The following is an 18,083-nucleotide window of genomic DNA, read 5'->3' on the forward strand; positions in this document are numbered from 1 at the left end:
CCGAGGGGGTCAAGATGGTGATGCCGGGCGACAACATCACGATGAACATCGAGCTCATCGCGCCGGTCGCGCTCGAGGAGCAGATGCGGTTCGCGATCCGTGAGGGCGGCAAGACCGTCGGCGCGGGAATCGTGACGAAGATCGTCAAGTAGCGAGGCGTGATGTCGGTGCAGGGCGGCGGGTCCCGTGGCTCCGGTGGAGCCGCGGGAGAACGAGGGACACGTATCCCGGTCTCGCTGGCCTGCACCGAGTGTACGGCGAGAAACTACAAGACGACCAAGTCCCCCGGGGACTACGTGGAACTGAAGAAGTTCTGCAAGCAGTGCAAAAAGCACACGCTGCACCGGGAGACGAAGTAGTCGGATCCGAAGTAGACGAACCGCTCGGCTCGTGGCATCAGTCCCGGGTCGAGCAGGTTGAAGGGGTATAGCTCAGCTGGTAGAGCAGCGGATTCCAAATCCGCAGGTCGGGAGTTCGAGCCTCTCTGCCCCTGCCCACAAGGGCCCCTCCTTTCGCTGTCCCTTCAGCACCAGGTGGGGGTCGCACGAAACGCCTCGCTCGACCTCGCGGAAGCGAGCGGGCGAGGCGTAGATGTCGGTGACGCTGCTCGAAGCGAGATCCGGCACGTTTGGGACGAACGGCGATGGCGACACGACGAGAGAAAGACGAGGCACGCAAGGCCCCCAAGAAGGGCTCTGCGCCGGAGTCTGCCCCGGACTCGGGGGCGGACGCCTCGCTCGCGGTGCGCAAGGGGAGCGATCTCGACGTGGCGTCGGACGCAGACGAAGCCGGCGAAGAGCACGACGACGCTGCGGCGGAGGGCCCCGAGGGGCAGCCTTCGGGCGAAGAAGCCGGGGACGAGGAGGCCGCAGCGCGGCCGCTCGGCTCCGACCGCTACGTGATGGCGGGGTTCTTCGGGGCGGCGATCCTCGGCGCGTACGTGCTTGGCAAGGCCATCCATGGGATCTGGGCCAACCTCGCGAACCGGGACTGGTTCAGCCGGGCGGTACCTGCGCTCGCGGCGGTCACGGACGAGGACAAGGCGACGTATGCGACCGTGATTGCGGGCGTCGTTGCGATCATCGTCACGCTGCGGACCTATCGTCGTCCCGACGTGCGGGAGTGGACGGACGAGGTCGCTTCGGAGCTGATCAAGGTCAAGTGGCCGACCAAGAAGGACGTCACGAACTCAACCATGGTGGTCATTGCGGCGAGCGCAGTGGCCACCCTCTATCTCGCGTTGCTCGACCGGTTGTGGTCGTTCGTGACGGGCATCGTCTACGGCACTGGGAGCTAGGGCCGTTCGGGAGCCACGCGCCATGGCGAAGAAGTGGTACGTCATTCATACCTACTCGGGCTACGAGGCGAAGGTGCGCGATGCGCTCCAGCAGCGAGCGAAGCAGCACGGCCTCGAGGACAAGATTGGCGAGATCTTGATCCCGAGTGAAACGGTCACGGAGAACCGCCCCGGGGGCAAGCAGCGGGTTCGTCAGAAACTCAGCCTGCCTGGCTACATCTTCGCCGAAATGGAGATGAGCGAGACGGTGTGGCACCTCGTGAAGGACACGCCGAAGGTGACGGGCTTCATCGGCAACCAGACGCCGCAAGAGGTCCCGTCCCCGCAGATCGAGAGTCTGCGTCGCGGCATCGTGGAGGGCGCGGTCAAGCCGAAGCCCAAGCTCACGTTCGAGGTCGGTGAAGAGGTTCGCGTGCTCGACGGCGCGTTCGCCAACTTCACCGGGACCGTGGACGACGTGAAGATGGATAAGCAGAAGCTGAAGGTCAAGGTGTCGATCTTCGGCCGTCCGACCAGCGTGGAGCTCGATTTTTCGGCCGTGGAGAAGCGCTGAGCGACGTTCCGGGTCGGAACGAACAAGGTAGACGCAGCACAGAACGGGTAAAGCAATGGCGAAGAAGGTCACCGGGTACGTCAAGCTTCAGCTCCCTGCGGGGAAGGCCAACCCCTCGCCGCCGGTCGGTCCTGCGCTCGGCCAGCACGGCGTGAACATCATGGCGTTCTGCAAGGACTTCAACTCGCGGACCGCCTCGCAGGGCGACATGATCATCCCGGTGGTGATCACGGTCTATTCGGACCGGTCGTTCACGTTCATTTTGAAGACGCCGCCCGCGTCGGTCCTCCTCAAGAAGGCCGCGGGGCTGGAGACCAAGAAGAAGCCTGGTTCGGGTTCGAAGGAACCGAACAAGGTGAAGGTCGGCCAGGTGTCGCGCAAGCAACTGCAGGAGCTTGCGCAGATGAAGATGCAGGACATGAACACGACGAACCTCGAGTCGGCGATGCGCAGCATGGCGGGTACGGCCCGCTCGATGGGCATCACGATCGTCGATTGAGTCGTTCATCGCGCGTTCTGTCGCATCTCCGTTTGGCGGAGAAGCCGGCGACGAGCGCGCGGCCGCGCAAAAGCGCGGTTTTACAAGAGCACCCCCCCACGTTGGGGGAGAACCACGGTTAAGAACGGCGCACCGTGGGAGGCGTAAGCCGATAAACAGGAGGGCAGATGCCGAAAGTCGCCAAGAAACGCGCTGCGGCCCAGGCCATGGTGGACCGCACGCGCAAGTACACGCTTCAAGAAGCGTGTGCGCTCGTAAAGCAGGCCGCATCGGCGAAGTTCGACGAGACCGTCGACCTCGCAGTGCGGTTGGGCGTGAACCCGCGTCACGCGGACCAGATGGTTCGCGGCGCCGTGGTCATGCCGGCCGGAACGGGCCAGTCGGTCCGCGTCCTCGTCTTCGCCAAGGGCGAAAAGGCGAAGGAAGCGGAAGCGGCGGGTGCTGATTTCGTCGGTGAGGCCGACCTGGTGAACAAGATCCAGGAAGGCTTCATGGACTTCGACCGCGTGATCGCGACGCCCGACATGATGGGCTTGGTCGGTAAGCTCGGTCGTATCCTCGGTCCGCGAGGCCTCATGCCGAACCCGAAGGTCGGCACCGTCACCGTCGATGTGAAGACGGCGGTGTCCGAAGCGAAGGCCGGCAAGGTGGAGTACCGCGTCGAGAAGGCGGGCATCGTGCACGCTCGGATCGGCAAGGTCTCCTTCAAGGAGGACGCGCTCGCCAAGAACGCGGAGGCCTTGATTCAGGCGCTCATTCGCGCGAAGCCGTCGACTGCGAAGGGGATTTATCTCCGGAGCATCACGTTGTCTTCGACGATGGGCCCGGGCGTCCGGATCGACCCGGTGCACCTCAGCGACAAGGGTGAGGAGGGCTGATCATGGAGCGCACGGAGAAAGAGGCTCTGGTCGGCGAGGTCAAGCAGCGATTCGATCGCATGACCTCGGCGGTCTTCCTCGACTTCACGGGGCTCAACGTCGCAGTCGTCACGAAGCTGCGCGACGAGTTCCGGAAGGCGGGCGTCGAGTACCGAGTCGTGAAAAACACGCTCGTTCGTCACGCGATCAAGCATCACGCGTGGTCGAAGAAGCTCGACGATACGCTTGTCGGGATGACCGGGATCGCCTGGAGTTACGAGGATCCCAGCGCCGCCGCGAAGGTCGTGAAGGCCTTCCGCAAGGACAAGGAACACGAGAAGCTGAAGATCAAGGCGGGCCTCATCGAGGGCCAGGTTCTCGACGCCGAAGGCGTGGAGAATCAGCTCGCGACGATGCCCGGCAAGGACGAGCTCAGGGCGACGCTGCTTGCCACGTTGCAGGCGCCTCTCCAGCAGTTCTTGCAGCAGCTCAATGCGCCTCTTCAGAACTTCGCGTACCTGTTGAAGGCCAAGGAGGACGCGGCCGGCGGGGCGGGCTGAGCAGCCCACGTTCCGGGTCCGATCGTGGTCGGGGCGAAGGGGGACCGGAGGTGGTCCGGAGCTCCAAACGCTCGACCAGTGAGAAAGGGCATTGCGCCCTTCGGGTTTTGATCTACAGACGCGCCCCGGGGTACTCATCCCACCGCGGCGCGCAGACGGTTTGAAGGAGTCTCGTCATGGCTGAGATCACGCGGGAGCAGGTCGTCGATTACCTTTCCAACCTGCCGGTCATCCAGATCGCCGAGCTCATCAAGGAGCTCGAGAACAAGTGGGGCGTGAAGGCTGCTCCGGCCGCGGTGGCGGTGGCTGCTGCTCCGAGTGGTGGTGGTGAGGCGGCGCCCAAGGCCGAGGAGAAGACCGAGTTCGACGTCGTGCTGGCGAACGCCGGCGCGAACAAGATCGCGGTCATCAAGGCGGTCCGCGAGATCACGGGCCTTGGCCTCAAGGAGGCGAAGGACCTGGTCGAGGGCGCGCCCAAGAACGTGAAGGAAGCGGTCTCCAAGGCCGACGCCGAGGAGATGAAGAAGAAGCTCACCGAGGCAGGTGCGACGGTCGAGCTCAAGTAAGGATCCGGGCTTCCCGTTCAGGGACAGCGCGATCCGCCATGCGACGGCGGCAGGGGCGAACGTCCCTGCCGCGCGTCGAGTTTTGTCTTTGGGGGGTTTGCTGCTGCGTCTGTCGCGTGTTTCGGGCGCGTCTTCCAGGTCGCGGTAGCGCAGCCGAGTTTGTCCGTCGCCGGGACCTTTGATGGCTGTTTCGTAGCTTCGAGGCTGATGCTCGGTTCGTGGAGCGCGCGGGGATCGAGCCCTGTGCACCCGTAGGAGCCGGAGGAATATCGATGCCGTCGGTCGTCCAATCCAACTTCCGCATCCGTAAGAGTCTGGGGCGTGTTCGTCGCATCATCGACGTTCCGAACCTGATCGACATCCAGAAGTCCAGCTACGACAAGTTCCTCCAGATGAACGTCCCGCCGCACGAGCGGGAGGAAGTCGGGCTCCAGGCGGTGTTCCGCTCGGTGTTCCCCATCAAGGACTTCAACGGGACGAGCGAGCTCGTCTTCGTTTCGTACAACCTCGAGCCGCCGAAGTACGACGTCGAGGAATGCCGCCAGCGAGGCATGACCTACGCGGCGCCGATCAAGGTCACCAACCAGCTCATGATCTACGACACCCGTGACGGCGGCGAACGCATCGTCCGGGATATCAAGGAGCAGGAGGTGTACTTCGGCGAGCTGCCGCTGATGACCGAGACGGGCACGTTCATCATCAACGGCACCGAGCGCGTCGTCGTCAGCCAGCTCCACCGCTCGCCCGGCGTGTTCTTCGATCACGACAAGGGCAAGACGCACTCGAGCGGCAAGCTGCTCTACTCGGCGCGCGTCATCCCGTACCGCGGCTCGTGGCTCGATTTCGAGTTCGATCCGAAGGACATCATCTACGTGCGCATCGACCGTCGCCGGAAGATGCACGCGACCGTCCTCCTGCGCGCGCTCGGCTACTCGACGCAGGACCTCCTGAACTACTTCTACTCGACGGAGACGGTCTTCCTCGAGAAGGGCGGCAAGTACGCGAAGAGCATCGAGTACGACCTCCTCGCGGGGCAGCGCGCGACGCGTGACATCAAGATCAAGGAAGATGTCATCGTCAAGAAGAACACGAAGTTCACGCGCGCCGCGATTCGCAAGATGAAGGAGGCGAAGCTCGAGCGCATGCAGGTCGAGACCGAGGAGCTCGTCGGCAAGGTCGCGGCGCACGACGTCGTCGACCCGGAGACGGGCGAGGTCATCGTCGAGGTGAACGAGGAGCTCACGGACGCCAAGCTCGAGCGCATCCGCGAGGCGAAGCTCGAGAGCTTCCGCATCCTCTTCATCGACGGCCTCAACGTCGGCTCGTACCTCCGCGACACGCTGCTCGCCGACAAGGTGAAGACGCAGGAGGACTCGATCCTCGAGATCTATCGCCGCCTGCGCCCGGGTGATCCGCCCACGCTCGAGACGGCGAAGACGCTGTTCCACAACCTGTTCTTCAACCCGGAGCGCTACGACCTCTCGAAGGTCGGCCGGTTGAAGCTCAACTACAAGTTCTACCGGGATCTGCCGGAGGGCCAGCGTCCGAACCTCGATCTCACGGTGCTCACGCCGCAGGACATCCTCGAGACGGTCCGGCACCTCATCGAGCTCAAGAACGGCCGCGGCTCGGTCGACGACATCGATCACCTCGGCAACCGCCGCGTGCGCGCGGTCGGTGAGCTCATGGAGAACCAGTACCGGATCGGCCTGGTCCGTATGGAGCGCGCGATCAAGGAGCGCATGAGCATGTCGCAGGAGATCGACACGCTCATGCCGCACGACCTGATCAACGCGAAGCCCGTCTCCGCGGTGGTCAAGGAGTACTTCGGGAGCTCGCAGCTCTCGCAGTTCATGGACCAGACGAACCCGCTCTCCGAGGTCACGCACAAGCGTCGTTTGTCCGCCCTCGGTCCGGGCGGCCTCACGCGCGAGCGCGCGGGCTTCGAGGTGCGCGACGTCCATGCCACGCACTACGGCCGCATCTGCCCGATCGAGACGCCGGAAGGTCCGAACATCGGTCTCATCGCGTCGCTCTCGACGTTTGCCCGCGTGAACGAGTTCGGCTTCGTCGAGACGCCGTACCGCAAGGTGACGGAGAGCACGGTGACCGACGAGGTGACCTGGCTCAGCGCGCTCGAGGAAGAGGGCAAGTACATCGCGCAGGCGACGGCCGCGCTCGATGATGGTCGCAAGTTCCGCGAGAACGTGGTCTCGGCGCGTCTCAACGGCGATTTCAAGATCGTCGCGTCGGACATGATCGAGCTCATGGACATCGCGCCGAACCAGATGGTGAGCGTCGCGGCTGCGCTCGTGCCGTTCCTCGAGCACGACGACGCGAACCGCGCGCTCATGGGCGCGAACATGCAGCGCCAGGCCGTGCCGCTCATCAAGAGCGAGGCGCCGCTCGTCGGCACGGGCATGGAGAACCGGCTCGCGCGGGACTCGGGCGTGTGCGTCGTGGCGCGTCGTCCGGGCATCGTGGAGAGCGTCGACGCGACGCGCATCGTGGTGCGCGCGGCGGGCGAGGGCGCCGAGGTGCCGGACATCTACCACCTCATGAAGTACCAGCGCTCGAACCAGTCGACCTGCTACACGCAGAAGCCGATCGTGCGCACGGGCGACGTGGTGAAGGCGGGCGACGTGCTCGCGGACGGCCCGTCGACGGACATGGGCGAGCTCGCGCTGGGGCAGAACGTGCTCGTCGCGTTCATGCCGTGGCAGGGCTACAACTTCGAGGACTCGATCCTGGTCTCGGAGCGCATCGCGAAGGACGACGTGTTCACCTCGATCCACATCGAGGAGTTCGAGTGCGTCGCGCGCGACACGAAGCTCGGCAAGGAAGAGATCACGCGCGACATCCCGAACGTCGGCGAGGAGGCCCTGAAGGACCTCGACGACTCGGGCATCGTGCGGATCGGCGCCGAGGTTCGTCCGGGCGACATCCTCGTCGGAAAGATCACGCCGAAGGGCGAGACGCAGCTCTCCCCCGAGGAGAAGCTGCTCCGCGCGATCTTCGGCGAGAAGGCCGGCGACGTGCGCGACAGCTCGCTCAAGGTCCCGCCGGGCGTGAGCGGCATCGTGATCAACGCGCGCGTCTTCTCCCGCAAGGGCACGGAGAAGGACGATCGCGCGCGGGACATCGAGGATCAGGAGCGCGCGCGGATCGAGCGGACGCGCGACGAGGAGATCAAGATCCTGCGCGATTCGTTCTATCGCCGGGTCCGCGAGATCCTGGTCGGCAAGACGACGAACGGGAAGCTCATCGACGACAAGGGCAAGGTCCTCTTGCAGAAGGGCGATGAGATCACCGAGGCGGCCCTCGCCGAGATCCCGCGCCGTTACTGGGGCGAGATCCCGGTGGAGGAGACGGACCGCATCCAGAACATCCTGCGGGATCTGGAGGACCTCGTCCGCACGCGCGAGGAGCACTTCCGCGACAAGATCGAGCGCCTGTCGAAGGGCGACGAGCTGCCGCCGGGCGTGATCAAGATGGTGAAGGTCTACATCGCCATCAAGCGCAAGCTCCAGGTCGGCGACAAGATGGCAGGCCGCCACGGCAACAAGGGCGTCATCAGCCGGATTCTTCCGGAGGAGGACATGCCCTACCTGCAGGACGGCCGGCCGGTGGACATCGTGCTGAACCCGCTCGGCGTGCCGAGCCGCATGAACGTCGGTCAGATCCTGGAGATTCACCTCGGCTGGGGTGCCTACGAGCTCGGCCGACAGCTCCAGCAGATGATCGAGGTGCAGAAGGCCGGCGCCGAGATTCGCAACCGGCTGGCGGAGGTCTACGCCGGCGACGAGGAGAGCTCGGCCATCGTCGCGTCGATGGATGAGGGTGACGCGGTGCGGGCCGGGCGCAAAGTTCGTCACGGTGTGTTCGTCGCGTCGCCGGTCTTCGACGGCGCGAGCGAGGAGGACATCAAGGGCGCGCTCGCGCTCGCGGGTCTGCCGAGCTCGGGCCAGGCGATCCTGTTCGATGGTCGCACGGGCGAAGCGTTCGATCAGAACGTCACGGTGGGCATCATGTACATGCTGAAGCTTCACCACCTCGTGGACGACAAGATCCACGCCCGGTCGATCGGCCCCTACTCGCTCGTCACGCAGCAGCCGCTGGGCGGAAAGGCTCAGTTCGGCGGTCAGCGCCTCGGCGAGATGGAGGTGTGGGCGATGGAGGCCTACGGCGCGGCCTATGCGCTGCAGGAGTTCCTCACGGTGAAATCGGACGACGTCATGGGTCGTACGCGGATGTACGAGGCGATCGTCAAGGGCGAGTACACGCTGGAGGCCGGCCTGCCGGAGAGCTTCAACGTGCTCATCAAAGAGCTGCAATCGTTGTGTCTGAACGTCGAGCTGGTCGAGACGGGCCTCGAGGCCTCGGCCGCGGAAGAGGAGTGATGCCGAATGCGTGACATCTTCAGCTTCTTCGAGAAGCCCAAAGATCCGCTGTCGTTCAGCGCCATTCGGATCTCGCTCGCGAGCCCGGAGAAGATCCGGGAGTGGTCGCACGGCGAGGTGAAGAAGCCGGAGACCATCAACTACCGCACGTTCAAGCCGGAGCGGGATGGTCTCTTCTGCGCGAAGATCTTCGGGCCTGTGAAGGACTACGAGTGCAACTGCGGCAAGTACAAGCGCATGAAGCACCGTGGGATCGTGTGCGAGAAGTGCGGCGTCGAGGTCATCCAGTCGAAGGTTCGACGTGAGCGCCTCGGCCACATCTCGCTCGCGACGCCGGTCGCGCACATCTGGTTCCTGAAGAGCCTGCCGTCGCGCATTGGCAACATGCTCGACATCACGCTGAAGGATCTGGAGAAGGTCCTTTATTGCGAGGCGTACATCGTCATCGACCCGAAGGAGACGGGTCTGCAGCGCGGCGACCTCCTCAGCGAGGAGCGCTACCTGCAGATCATCGACGAGTACGGCGACGACAAGATCGCGGCGGGCATGGGCGGCGAGGCCGTGCTCGAGATGCTCAAGCAGGTCGACGTGCACGCGCTCGCGGAGTTGCTCCGCGAGGAGATGCGCAAGGCGACGAGCGAGGCGAAGCGCAAGAAGCTCGCGAAGCGCCTGAAGGTCGTCGAGGCGTTCCGGGAGAGCGGCAACCGGCCCGAGTGGATGATGCTCACGGTCATCCCCGTGCTGCCGCCCGACCTGCGCCCGCTCGTTCCGCTCGACGGTGGTCGGTTCGCGACGAGCGATCTGAACGACCTCTACCGCCGCGTCATCAACCGCAACAACCGCCTGAAGCGGCTGCTCGAGCTGAACGCGCCGGAGATCATCATCCGCAACGAGCGGCGCATGCTCCAGGAGGCGGTCGACGCGCTCTTCGACAACGGCCGCCGCGGCAAGACGATCACGGGCCCGAACAAGCGTCCGCTGAAGAGCCTCAGCGACATGCTGAAGGGCAAGCAGGGTCGCTTCCGGCAGAACCTGCTCGGCAAGCGCGTCGACTACTCGGGCCGCTCGGTCATCGTCGTCGGCCCGACGCTGCGCCTGCACCAGTGCGGTCTGCCGAAGAAGATGGCGCTCGAGCTCTTCAAGCCGTTCATCTACAACAAGCTGGAAGAGCGCGGGTACGTCAACACCATCAAGAGCGCGAAGAAGATGGTGGAGAAGGAGCGTCCCGAGGTCTGGGACATCCTCGAAGAGGTCATCAGCGAGCATCCCGTGCTCCTGAACCGCGCGCCGACGCTCCACCGCCTGGGCATCCAGGCGTTCGAGCCGGTGCTCATCGAGGGCAAGGCGATCCAGCTCCACCCGCTCGTCTGCGCGGCGTTCAACGCCGACTTCGACGGCGACCAGATGGCGGTGCATGTGCCGCTCTCGATCGAGGCGCAGATGGAGGCGCGCGTGCTCATGATGAGCACGAACAACATCCTCTCGCCCGCGAACGGCAAGCCCATCATCAACCCGACGCAGGACATCGTGCTCGGGCTCTACTACGCCACGCGCGAGCGCAAGTTCTCGAAGGGGAGCTTCCGCGAGGGCAGCCTGCGCTTCGGCGCAGACGGCCAGGGCACGGACGGCTCGACGGCCGAGGGGTACCTGCGCGGCGTCTACGCATCTCCCGAGGAGGTGCGCATGGCGTACGACGCGGGCGAGGTCGTGCTGCACTCGGGCATCCGCGTGCGCGTGCCGCACATCGACGAGGACGGCAACCTCGTCAAGAACGAGCACGGCCAGATCAAGCGCCGCATCGTGCAGACGACGGTGGGTCGTGTGCTCATCTCCGAGGTCCTCCCGAAGGGCGTGAGCTTCGACTACGCGAACAAGACGCTCGACAAGAAGGCGCTCTCGGCCCTCATCGACGTTTGCTACCGCGTCCACCGCAACAAGGAGACCGTCCTCCTCGCGGACCGGCTCCGCACGCTTGGTTTCGACCACGCGATGCGCGCCGGTATCTCGATCTGCATGGATCACATGGTGATCCCGCCGGCGAAGAAGGACCTCCTCGAGGAGGCGCAGCGCGAGGTCGAGCGCGTCGTCGAGCAGTACCAGGAAGGTCTGATCACGGACGGCGAGCGCTACAACAAGATCGTCGACATCTGGGCCGGCGTGGCGGACGCCGTCACGGCCAAGATGATGGACGGGATCGGCAAGGAGCGCATCACCGATCCGGAGACGGGCAAGGACAGCATCGAGCCGAGCTTCAACCCGATCTACATCATGGCGGACTCGGGCGCGCGCGGTTCGACCCAGCAGATCCGTCAGCTCGCCGCGATGCGTGGCCTCATGGCCAAGCCCTCCGGCGAGATCATCGAGACGCCCATCACGGCGAACTTCCGTGAAGGCCTCACCGTGCTGCAGTACTTCATCTCGACGCACGGCGCGCGTAAGGGTCTCGCGGACACGGCGCTCAAGACGGCGAACTCGGGTTACCTCACCCGCCGCCTCGTCGACGTCGCGCAGGACGCGGTCATCTCCGAGTACGACTGCGCCACGATCGACGGCATCCGCGTGACGAAGCTCGAGGAGGCCGGCGAGGTGATCCAGCCCCTCGGCGACCGCATCCTCGGCCGCGTCGTGCTCGAGGACGTGATCGACCCGCTCACCGGCGAGGTCCTCATCACGGCCAACACCGAGCTCGACGAGGCTTCCGTCAAGCGGATCGAGGACGCGGGCATCGAGGAGGTCGTGATCCGCTCGGTGCTCACCTGCCAGACGCGGCGGGGCGTTTGCGCGCTCTGCTACGGCCGCGACCTCGCTCGTGGCTACCGCGTCAACATCGGCGAGGCGGTCGGTATCATCGCCGCCCAGTCGATCGGCGAGCCCGGCACGCAGCTCACGATGCGCACGTTCCACATCGGTGGTACGGCGGCCCGCGGCAAGATCGAGGCGAGCTACCTCGAGGCCCGGACCGAGGGCACCGTGCGCCTGCGCCGCGCGAACGTGCAGCGCAAGAAGGACGGCTCCATGGTGGTCATGAACCGCCACGGCGAGCTCGTCGTCGTCGACGAGACGGGCCGCGAGCGCGAGCATCATCGCCTGGTCTACGGCGCCAACATGAAGGTTGCCGATGGCCAGCGCGTGAAGCCGGGCGAGCTGCTCGCCGAGTGGGACCAGTTCGCGACGCCGATCCTCACCGAGGTCACCGGCATCGTGAAGTACGGCGACCTCGTCGAGGGCGTCAGCGTCCAGGAGCGCGTCGACGAGGTCACGGGCCTGTCGCGCAAGGTCGTCATCGAGTCCAAGGCGGCCGACCTCCGCCCGCGGATCTCGCTGAAGGATCCGCACTCGAACGCCACCTTGAAGCTCCCGAACAGCGAGCTCGAGGCGCGTTACCTCCTGCCGGTCGGCGCGCACATCGTCGCCCAGCAGGACGACATGATCGAGGCCGGCGACATCATCGCCAAGATGCCGCGCGACACGACGAAGGTGCAGGACATCACCGGTGGTCTGCCCCGCGTCGCCGAGCTCTTCGAGGCCCGCAAGCCGAAGGATCACGCCATCATCACCGAGATCGATGGCGAGGTCTCCTTCGGCAAGGACACGAAGGGCAAGCGCAAGGTGATCATCACGCCGTTCGGCGCGGACGGTCACCCGATCGCGGATCAGGCGCGCGAGTACCTGATCCCGAAGGGCAAGCACATCCAGGTGCAGCCCGGCGATCGCGTGCGCGCGGGCGACCCGCTCCAGGATGGCCCGCCGAACCCGCACGACATCCTGCGCGTGAAGGGTGAGAAGGAGCTCGCGGCCTGGCTCGTGAACGAGATCCAGCAGGTCTACCGCCTGCAGGGTGTCGGTATCAACGACAAGCACATCGAGGTCATCGTGCGGCAGATGCTCCGGCGCGTTCGCGTCAAGGACGTCGGCGACACGAACTTCCTCGTGGACGAGCAGGTCGAGAAGCACATCTTCGAGCGCGAGAACGAGCGGGTGCTCGAGCGTGGCGGCCGTCCCGCCATCGCCGAGCCGCTGCTCCTCGGCATCACGAAGGCGAGCCTTTCGACCGAGTCGTTCATCAGCGCCTCGTCGTTCCAGGAGACGACCAAGGTGCTCACCGAGGCGGCGATCAGCGGCAAGGTGGACGATCTCCGTGGTCTCAAGGAGAACGTCATCATGGGCCGCCTGATCCCGGCCGGTACGGGCCTGCCCGCCTACAAGCGGCTGCAGGTCATCGTCGAGGGCGAGCAGCCGGTGCGCGAGCGCGCGCCGGCGGCCGAGCCCCCGGCGCCGGCCATGGCGCCGCCGCGTCCTCGCCCCGAGGAGACGCTCACGGCCGTCAACGAGGAGTGAGGTGCAGGGGAGGGGGGCCGTCGTCGCTGACGGCCTCCTGACCCCTCGACGCACGCCCGCCCTGTCTTCAGGCGCGGGCGTGTGTTCTTTTGTTCGGCCAGGCACGCGCCGTCTCCTGCCGATCCGCCGGATGGCTGCTGCTTCGCGGGTCTTGGGATCCCCCGTCGTTGCGGACATGTACTATCTCTGCACTCGCGATGTCCGTGCACGGCACCAACCAGCGTGTCGCTGATCGCCTGCTCTCCGAGGGCCGGATCGGGGCCGAGGAGCATCGGCGCGCCGTGGAGCACGCGAGCCGTCAGCGTGGCCGCATCGAGGACTCCCTCGTCGAGCTCGACATCGTGCCCGAAGGAGATCTCCTCAAGTACGTCGCGACGCTGCACAACACGCGGTTCGTCTCGACCGAGAAGCTCGCGAAGGCCGCGATCGAGCCGCGCGTGCTCGGCCGCGTGTTACCGAAGACCGCGAAGATGCACGGCGTCTTCCCGGTGCTGCTCGACGAGGCGAAGTCGGTGCTCTCCGTCGTCACCGCAGATCCCGACAACGACGCTGCGATCCACGAGGTGAAGCTCGCGGCGGGCGTGCGCGAGGTGCGCGCGCTCGTGGCGCGGCCGGCGGCGGTGCGCGCTGCGATCGCGCGGCACTACTTCAAGGACGCATCGGCCTTCGAGGCGGTCCTCCGTCCGGTCGCGACGAACGCGACGACCGGCGACTTCATCGACATCGATCTCGGCCCCTCGCCGGCGCGCCCTGCGACGGGGCCCGTGCCGACGCCTGCCGCATCGCCGCGCAACACGGCCGCGCAGACGCCGCCGCCGCGCGCGCCGATGCCCACGTCTCCCTCTGCGACCGGACAAACCAGCCCGTCCGTGATGGCGCGCGAGCAGACGCAGCCCTCGCCGAATGCGGGCAGCACGCAGCCCTCCGTGAACGGCGGCGGGCCTGCGCCGCTCGCGGCGAGCGCGCAGACGTCGCCGACCGGAGGGCACGCGCCGACCACGCAGGTTCGTCCGTTGACGGCGACCACGCCGTCGCCCACGCCGCCGCCTCCACCGGTCCCGATCCTCACGCCGATCGAGACGCACGAGTACATCGAGACGCTCAACGTCCTCGTGAGCTTGCTCGAAGCGAACCGCCAGGATCTCCGCGGCCACTCGGCCGTCGTCGCGCGCCTCTGCCGCCGCACGTGCGAGCGCATCGGCCTCGCGCCTGCGCACGTCGCGGCGTTCGTCGTGGCCGCGTACCTGCACGATCTCGGCAAGATGGGCGCGTATCACCTCACCGCGCTGAACGTCGCGGAGTACGAGGGCCACCGCGTCGCGGGCCTCAAGGCCGTCGCGCTCCCGGCGCAGCTCATGGGATCGGTCGGGCTACCCGCGGAGACCGTCGCCGCGCTGCAGGCGATGTACGAGCGATACGACGGCCGCGGCTTGCCGCATGGCCTCGCCGGCAAGGAGATCCCGCTCGGCGCGCGCATCCTCGCCGTCGCGGACACCTACGCCGATCTCACGCAGAACCCGCGCAATCCGTTCCGCAAGATCCTCCGCCCGGCCGAGGCGTGCGACGTGCTCGCCGGGTATCGCGGCACGGTCTTCGATCCGAACATCGTCGACCTCTTCCGGCACGAGGTCACGGGCGACGACATGCGCGCGCGGCTTTTGTCCGAGCGGTACACCGTGCTCGTCATCGATCCGGATCCCGAGGAGACCACGGTGCTCGAGCTTCGGCTCATCGAGCAGGGCTTCGAGGTGCGCGTCGCGCGGACCGTGGCGCAGGCGTGGCGCGAGCTCGAGGGCGGCGAGATCGCGGCGGTCGTCAGCGAGATCGACCTCGAAGAGCCGGAGATGGGCCTCGCGCTCCGCGCCGACGCGCAGAAGGAGTCGTGGGGGCGCGGGATCACGTGGGTGATCCTCACGCGCAAGAACGACCGTCACAGCGCGCAGAAGGCCTTTGATCTCGGCGTCGACGACTTCGTCGCGAAGCCGACGTCCGCGGACATCTTCGCCGCGAAGCTCCGTCAGCTCGTCGAGCGCCGCGTCGCGCGCGGCGGCGGGCGTGGCGTGACGGGATCGCTCGCGGAGATGAGCATTCCGGACATGGTCCAGGTCCTCTGGCATGGCCGCAAGACGTGCGCGCTGCGGATCCAGACTGGCAAGGGCACGGGCGAGATCCACTTCGCGGATGGGCAGGTCGTGGACGCGCGCTGGGAGCAGGTCGTCGGCGAGGAGGCCTTCTACCGGATGCTCACGTTGAACGAGGGCGAGTTCCGGCTCGAGCCGGGCGTCGAGCCCTCCGGCCGCACGATCGCTGCTTCGCCCGAGGCGCTCTTGCTCGAAGGCATGCGCCGCCTCGACGAGGGCATGCTGCACGCGCCGTAGCGGTCATTCCAGTGACCGCTCTCTTTTCCTGATCTCCCGTCACCGCGCGTCTCTGGAGCGTGGAGCGGCGTAGAATGAAAGCGCCGCGCGCCTTCATGGGGTGGCTCGCGTGGCGAAGCGTTCCTCGCTCGGCGTTGCCGGGCCCTTGCCTTGGAGAATCGCGATGAAGCTCCTTCGCGCCCTCGCCTTGTCTTTGCCGTTCCTCTTGGCGCCCGCCCTCTACGCGACCGATTCGGATGCGTGCGGCGGTTGTTTCATCAGCCAGCAGGAGACCACGCAGGTCACCGGCCATCGCATGGTTCTTTCGATCTCAAACGATCGCACGACCCTTTGGGATCAAATCACCTACGCCGGTGATCCTTCCTCGTTCGCCTGGCTCCTGCCGATCAAGGGACAGGTCGACGTCGGGCTCTCGTCGGACGCTGTCTTTGGCGCGCTCGAACAGGCCACGCAGGTCTCGGTCCTCTCGCCCTCGATCAACTGCCTCCCGTCGGGCTGCGTGGGCGCGCCGAACGCCGGCGGGGACGGCGCCGGCGGCAGCGGCGGCGCGGGCGGCGGCGTCGAGGTCATCGCCGAAGAGGTCGTCGGTCCGTACGCGACGGTGCAGCTCTCCTCGCAGGATCCGAGCGCGCTCGCGAACTGGTTGCTCACGAACGGCTACAACATCCCGCCGGACATCAAGCCGATCGTCGACGCGTACGTGAGCGAGGGCTTCGACTTCCTCGCCCTCAAGCTCGTGCCCGGCCAGGGCATCGATTCGATGCGCCCCGTGCGCGTCACGTCGCCGGGCGCGGTGCCGGTCTTGCCGCTGCGCATGGTCGCCGCGGGCACGGGCGCGATCACGCCGATCACGTTGTGGGTCCTCGCCGAGGGCCGCTACGAGCCGACGAACTTCCCGAGCTTCAAGATCAAGGCCCCGGATCTCGTGTGGAACTGGGACACGCAGTCGAGCAACTACAAGGACCTCAAGCAGAAGAGCTTCGACGCGTCGGGCGGCAAGGCGTGGCTCGTCGAGGCGGGCGAGCCGCTGTCGCGCTACTGGATCGAAGACAGCCTCAAGTACACGGCCGAATACGACCCGGAAAACAGCGGCTACGGCGGCGATCCGATGGGCCCGACTGCGCTCGAGGAGTGCGTCGAGGACCTCGACGCGCTCTTCGGTGCGATCCCCGAGAACAACCTCTGGGTGACCCGCATCCACGCGGAGCTCTCGCGCGCGGCGCTCGCGGCGGATCTGAAGCTCGGCGCGTCGAACGACCAGTCGTACATCGAGCGATGGCTCCAGGTCACGAACGCCGTCGGCACGCCGCCCGTGTGCCCGCCGCCGCCGGAGTGGTGCACGGGCACGGGCGAAGGGCCGGGATCCGACCCCGACCTGAACCCGTGGGACAACGGCTTCGGCGTGGGCGAGGACGACCCGAACCCGGGCTCGAGCAGCGGCGGCTGCGCCGTCGGCGGCGAGTCGGGCATGCCCGCGGCGCTCGGGCTCCTCGGCGGCGCGATGCTGCTGTCCGTCGCGCGTCGCCGTCGTCGCCGCTGATTTCACCGCGCGTGCAGTTTTTCCGGGGGCCGCGAATGCGCGGCTCCCGCGAAATTTTCGCGGATCGCGCGTCTTGCTGTTTCGTTCGGGTCACCCTAGCCTCTTCGGAGGCGTGGACCGCGTCCATGCGGCCGCGACCCGGAGGAAGACATGTACGGTCCCAAAGGTCAGAGCAGCGGCGGTGGACGACCGCCTGCGGCCCCGAAGAAAGTCACCGTCCCGGACATCCGCGCGCGCAAGGCGGGTGGGCCGCCGATCGCGATGGTGACGGCCTACGACTTCACGATGGCGCGCCTCCTCGACGAGGGCGGCGCGGACATGCTGCTCGTCGGCGATTCGCTCGGCATGGTCGTGCAGGGGCATCCGACGACGCTGCCGGTGACGGTCGAGGAGATCTGTTACCACGGCCGTGCGGTCGCGCGCGGGGCGCGGCGCGCGCATGTGGTCGGGGACATGCCGTTCATGAGCTTCCAGGTCTCGGCCATGCAGGCGCTGGAGAACGCGGGCCGCATGATGAAGGACGGCGCGTTCGAGAGCGTGAAGCTCGAAGGCGGCGAGGAGATCGCCGAGCACGTGCGCCGCATCGTCGCGGCGGGCATCCCTGTGTGTGGGCACATCGGGCTCACGCCGCAATCGGTGCACGCGATGGGCGGCTTCAAGGTGCAGGGCAAGGGCGAGGAGAACGCGGCGCGGCTCGTGCGGGACGCGCAGGCGCTCGACGAGGCCGGCGCCTACGCGATCGTGCTCGAAGCGATCCCGCCGGATCTCGCGGAGGAGATCACGGCGGCCGTATCTGTCCCGACGATCGGGATTGGCGCGGGCGCGGGGTGTGATGGGCAGGTGCTCGTCTGTTACGACATGCTCGGCATGTACCCGGATCTGCGCCCGCGCTTCGCGAAGCGTTTCTCCGAGGTGGGCGAGCAGATCATGGCGGCGACGCGGGCGTACGTGGACGAGGTGCAAGCGCGCACGTTCCCCGGCGCCGAGCACAGCTTCAAGCCGAACGGCCCGCGCCGCATCACGCCGCCGGCCGAGCCTGCTGCTGCGGTGCTGGAGCTGGAGGAGATTCCTCCGCACTGGCAGACGCATTGAGCT

12 protein-coding genes, 1 tRNA gene and 1 pseudogene are annotated in these 18,083 nt (G+C 66.6%); all 14 read left to right on the forward strand.

Annotation, left to right across the window (positions count from 1 at the left end):
- Positions 1 to 152: pseudogene (locus QHF85_RS30885) on the forward strand (elongation factor Tu); the annotation flags it as partial.
- A gap of 72 nt (positions 153 to 224) precedes the next feature.
- Entirely contained in the window at positions 225 to 359 is a 135-nt protein-coding gene (gene rpmG / locus QHF85_RS30890; protein WP_272422023.1) for a 50S ribosomal protein L33, read from the forward strand.
- A gap of 61 nt (positions 360 to 420) precedes the next feature.
- Positions 421 to 493 (forward strand) — tRNA-Trp (locus QHF85_RS30895).
- 150 nt (positions 494 to 643) lie between these two features.
- Positions 644 to 1,297, forward strand: coding sequence for a preprotein translocase subunit SecE (gene secE, locus QHF85_RS30900; protein WP_281330958.1), 654 nt, complete (start codon positions 644 to 646; stop codon positions 1,295 to 1,297).
- Positions 1,298 to 1,319: 22 nt separating this feature from the next.
- Positions 1,320 to 1,850 (forward strand): transcription termination/antitermination protein NusG, encoded by a 531-nt coding sequence (nusG, locus tag QHF85_RS30905; RefSeq protein ID WP_281330959.1) that lies wholly within the window; start codon positions 1,320 to 1,322, stop codon positions 1,848 to 1,850.
- Between the two features lie 55 nt (positions 1,851 to 1,905).
- Complete coding sequence (rplK, locus tag QHF85_RS30910; protein ID WP_281330960.1) at positions 1,906 to 2,349, forward strand: 50S ribosomal protein L11; 444 nt, start codon at positions 1,906 to 1,908, stop codon at positions 2,347 to 2,349.
- A 167-nt stretch (positions 2,350 to 2,516) separates the two neighbouring features.
- Complete coding sequence (gene rplA, locus QHF85_RS30915; protein ID WP_281330961.1) at positions 2,517 to 3,227, forward strand: 50S ribosomal protein L1; 711 nt, start codon at positions 2,517 to 2,519, stop codon at positions 3,225 to 3,227.
- A gap of 2 nt (positions 3,228 to 3,229) precedes the next feature.
- A complete protein-coding gene (gene rplJ / locus QHF85_RS30920; RefSeq protein ID WP_281330962.1) occupies positions 3,230 to 3,766 on the forward strand; it encodes a 50S ribosomal protein L10 in 537 nt (178 codons plus the stop codon).
- A 176-nt stretch (positions 3,767 to 3,942) separates the two neighbouring features.
- On the forward strand, positions 3,943 to 4,332 hold the full coding sequence (gene rplL / locus QHF85_RS30925) for a 50S ribosomal protein L7/L12 (protein WP_281330963.1): 390 nt from the start codon (positions 3,943 to 3,945) through the stop codon (positions 4,330 to 4,332).
- 272 nt (positions 4,333 to 4,604) lie between these two features.
- On the forward strand, positions 4,605 to 8,732 hold the full coding sequence (gene rpoB, locus QHF85_RS30930) for a DNA-directed RNA polymerase subunit beta (RefSeq protein WP_281330964.1): 4,128 nt from the start codon (positions 4,605 to 4,607) through the stop codon (positions 8,730 to 8,732).
- A 6-nt stretch (positions 8,733 to 8,738) separates the two neighbouring features.
- Complete coding sequence (gene rpoC, locus QHF85_RS30935) at positions 8,739 to 13,070, forward strand: DNA-directed RNA polymerase subunit beta' (RefSeq protein WP_281330965.1); 4,332 nt, start codon at positions 8,739 to 8,741, stop codon at positions 13,068 to 13,070.
- 197 nt (positions 13,071 to 13,267) lie between these two features.
- Positions 13,268 to 15,448 (forward strand): DUF4388 domain-containing protein, encoded by a 2,181-nt coding sequence (locus QHF85_RS30940; RefSeq protein ID WP_281330966.1) that lies wholly within the window; start codon positions 13,268 to 13,270, stop codon positions 15,446 to 15,448.
- A gap of 163 nt (positions 15,449 to 15,611) precedes the next feature.
- Positions 15,612 to 16,988 (forward strand): DUF2330 domain-containing protein, encoded by a 1,377-nt coding sequence (locus QHF85_RS30945; protein ID WP_281330967.1) that lies wholly within the window; start codon positions 15,612 to 15,614, stop codon positions 16,986 to 16,988.
- 150 nt (positions 16,989 to 17,138) lie between these two features.
- Positions 17,139 to 18,080 carry a 3-methyl-2-oxobutanoate hydroxymethyltransferase gene (gene panB / locus QHF85_RS30950; RefSeq protein WP_281330968.1) on the forward strand — a complete coding sequence of 314 codons (942 nt, stop codon included), beginning with the start codon at positions 17,139 to 17,141 and terminating at the stop codon, positions 18,078 to 18,080.
- The last annotated feature ends 3 nt before the right edge of the window (positions 18,081 to 18,083 follow it).

It is taken from the genome of Polyangium sp. 6x1 (assembly GCF_029946515.1).
Classification (GTDB): Bacteria; Myxococcota_A; Polyangia; order Polyangiales; family Polyangiaceae; genus Polyangium.

Bases quoted from the DNA above. Each gene is read 5' to 3' on its own strand.
- secE (WP_281330958.1), top strand. From the start codon at position 644: ATGGCGACACGACGAGAGAAAGACGAGGCACGCAAGGCCCCCAAGAAG.
- nusG (WP_281330959.1), top strand. From the start codon at position 1,320: ATGGCGAAGAAGTGGTACGTCATTCATACCTACTCGGGCTACGAGGCG.
- rplK (WP_281330960.1), top strand. From the start codon at position 1,906: ATGGCGAAGAAGGTCACCGGGTACGTCAAGCTTCAGCTCCCTGCGGGG.
- rplA (WP_281330961.1), top strand. From the start codon at position 2,517: ATGCCGAAAGTCGCCAAGAAACGCGCTGCGGCCCAGGCCATGGTGGAC.
- rplJ (WP_281330962.1), top strand. From the start codon at position 3,230: ATGGAGCGCACGGAGAAAGAGGCTCTGGTCGGCGAGGTCAAGCAGCGA.
- rplL (WP_281330963.1), top strand. From the start codon at position 3,943: ATGGCTGAGATCACGCGGGAGCAGGTCGTCGATTACCTTTCCAACCTG.
- rpoB (WP_281330964.1), top strand. From the start codon at position 4,605: ATGCCGTCGGTCGTCCAATCCAACTTCCGCATCCGTAAGAGTCTGGGG.
- rpoC (WP_281330965.1), top strand. From the start codon at position 8,739: ATGCGTGACATCTTCAGCTTCTTCGAGAAGCCCAAAGATCCGCTGTCG.
- QHF85_RS30940 (WP_281330966.1), top strand. From the start codon at position 13,268: ATGTCCGTGCACGGCACCAACCAGCGTGTCGCTGATCGCCTGCTCTCC.
- QHF85_RS30945 (WP_281330967.1), top strand. From the start codon at position 15,612: ATGAAGCTCCTTCGCGCCCTCGCCTTGTCTTTGCCGTTCCTCTTGGCG.
- panB (WP_281330968.1), top strand. From the start codon at position 17,139: ATGTACGGTCCCAAAGGTCAGAGCAGCGGCGGTGGACGACCGCCTGCG.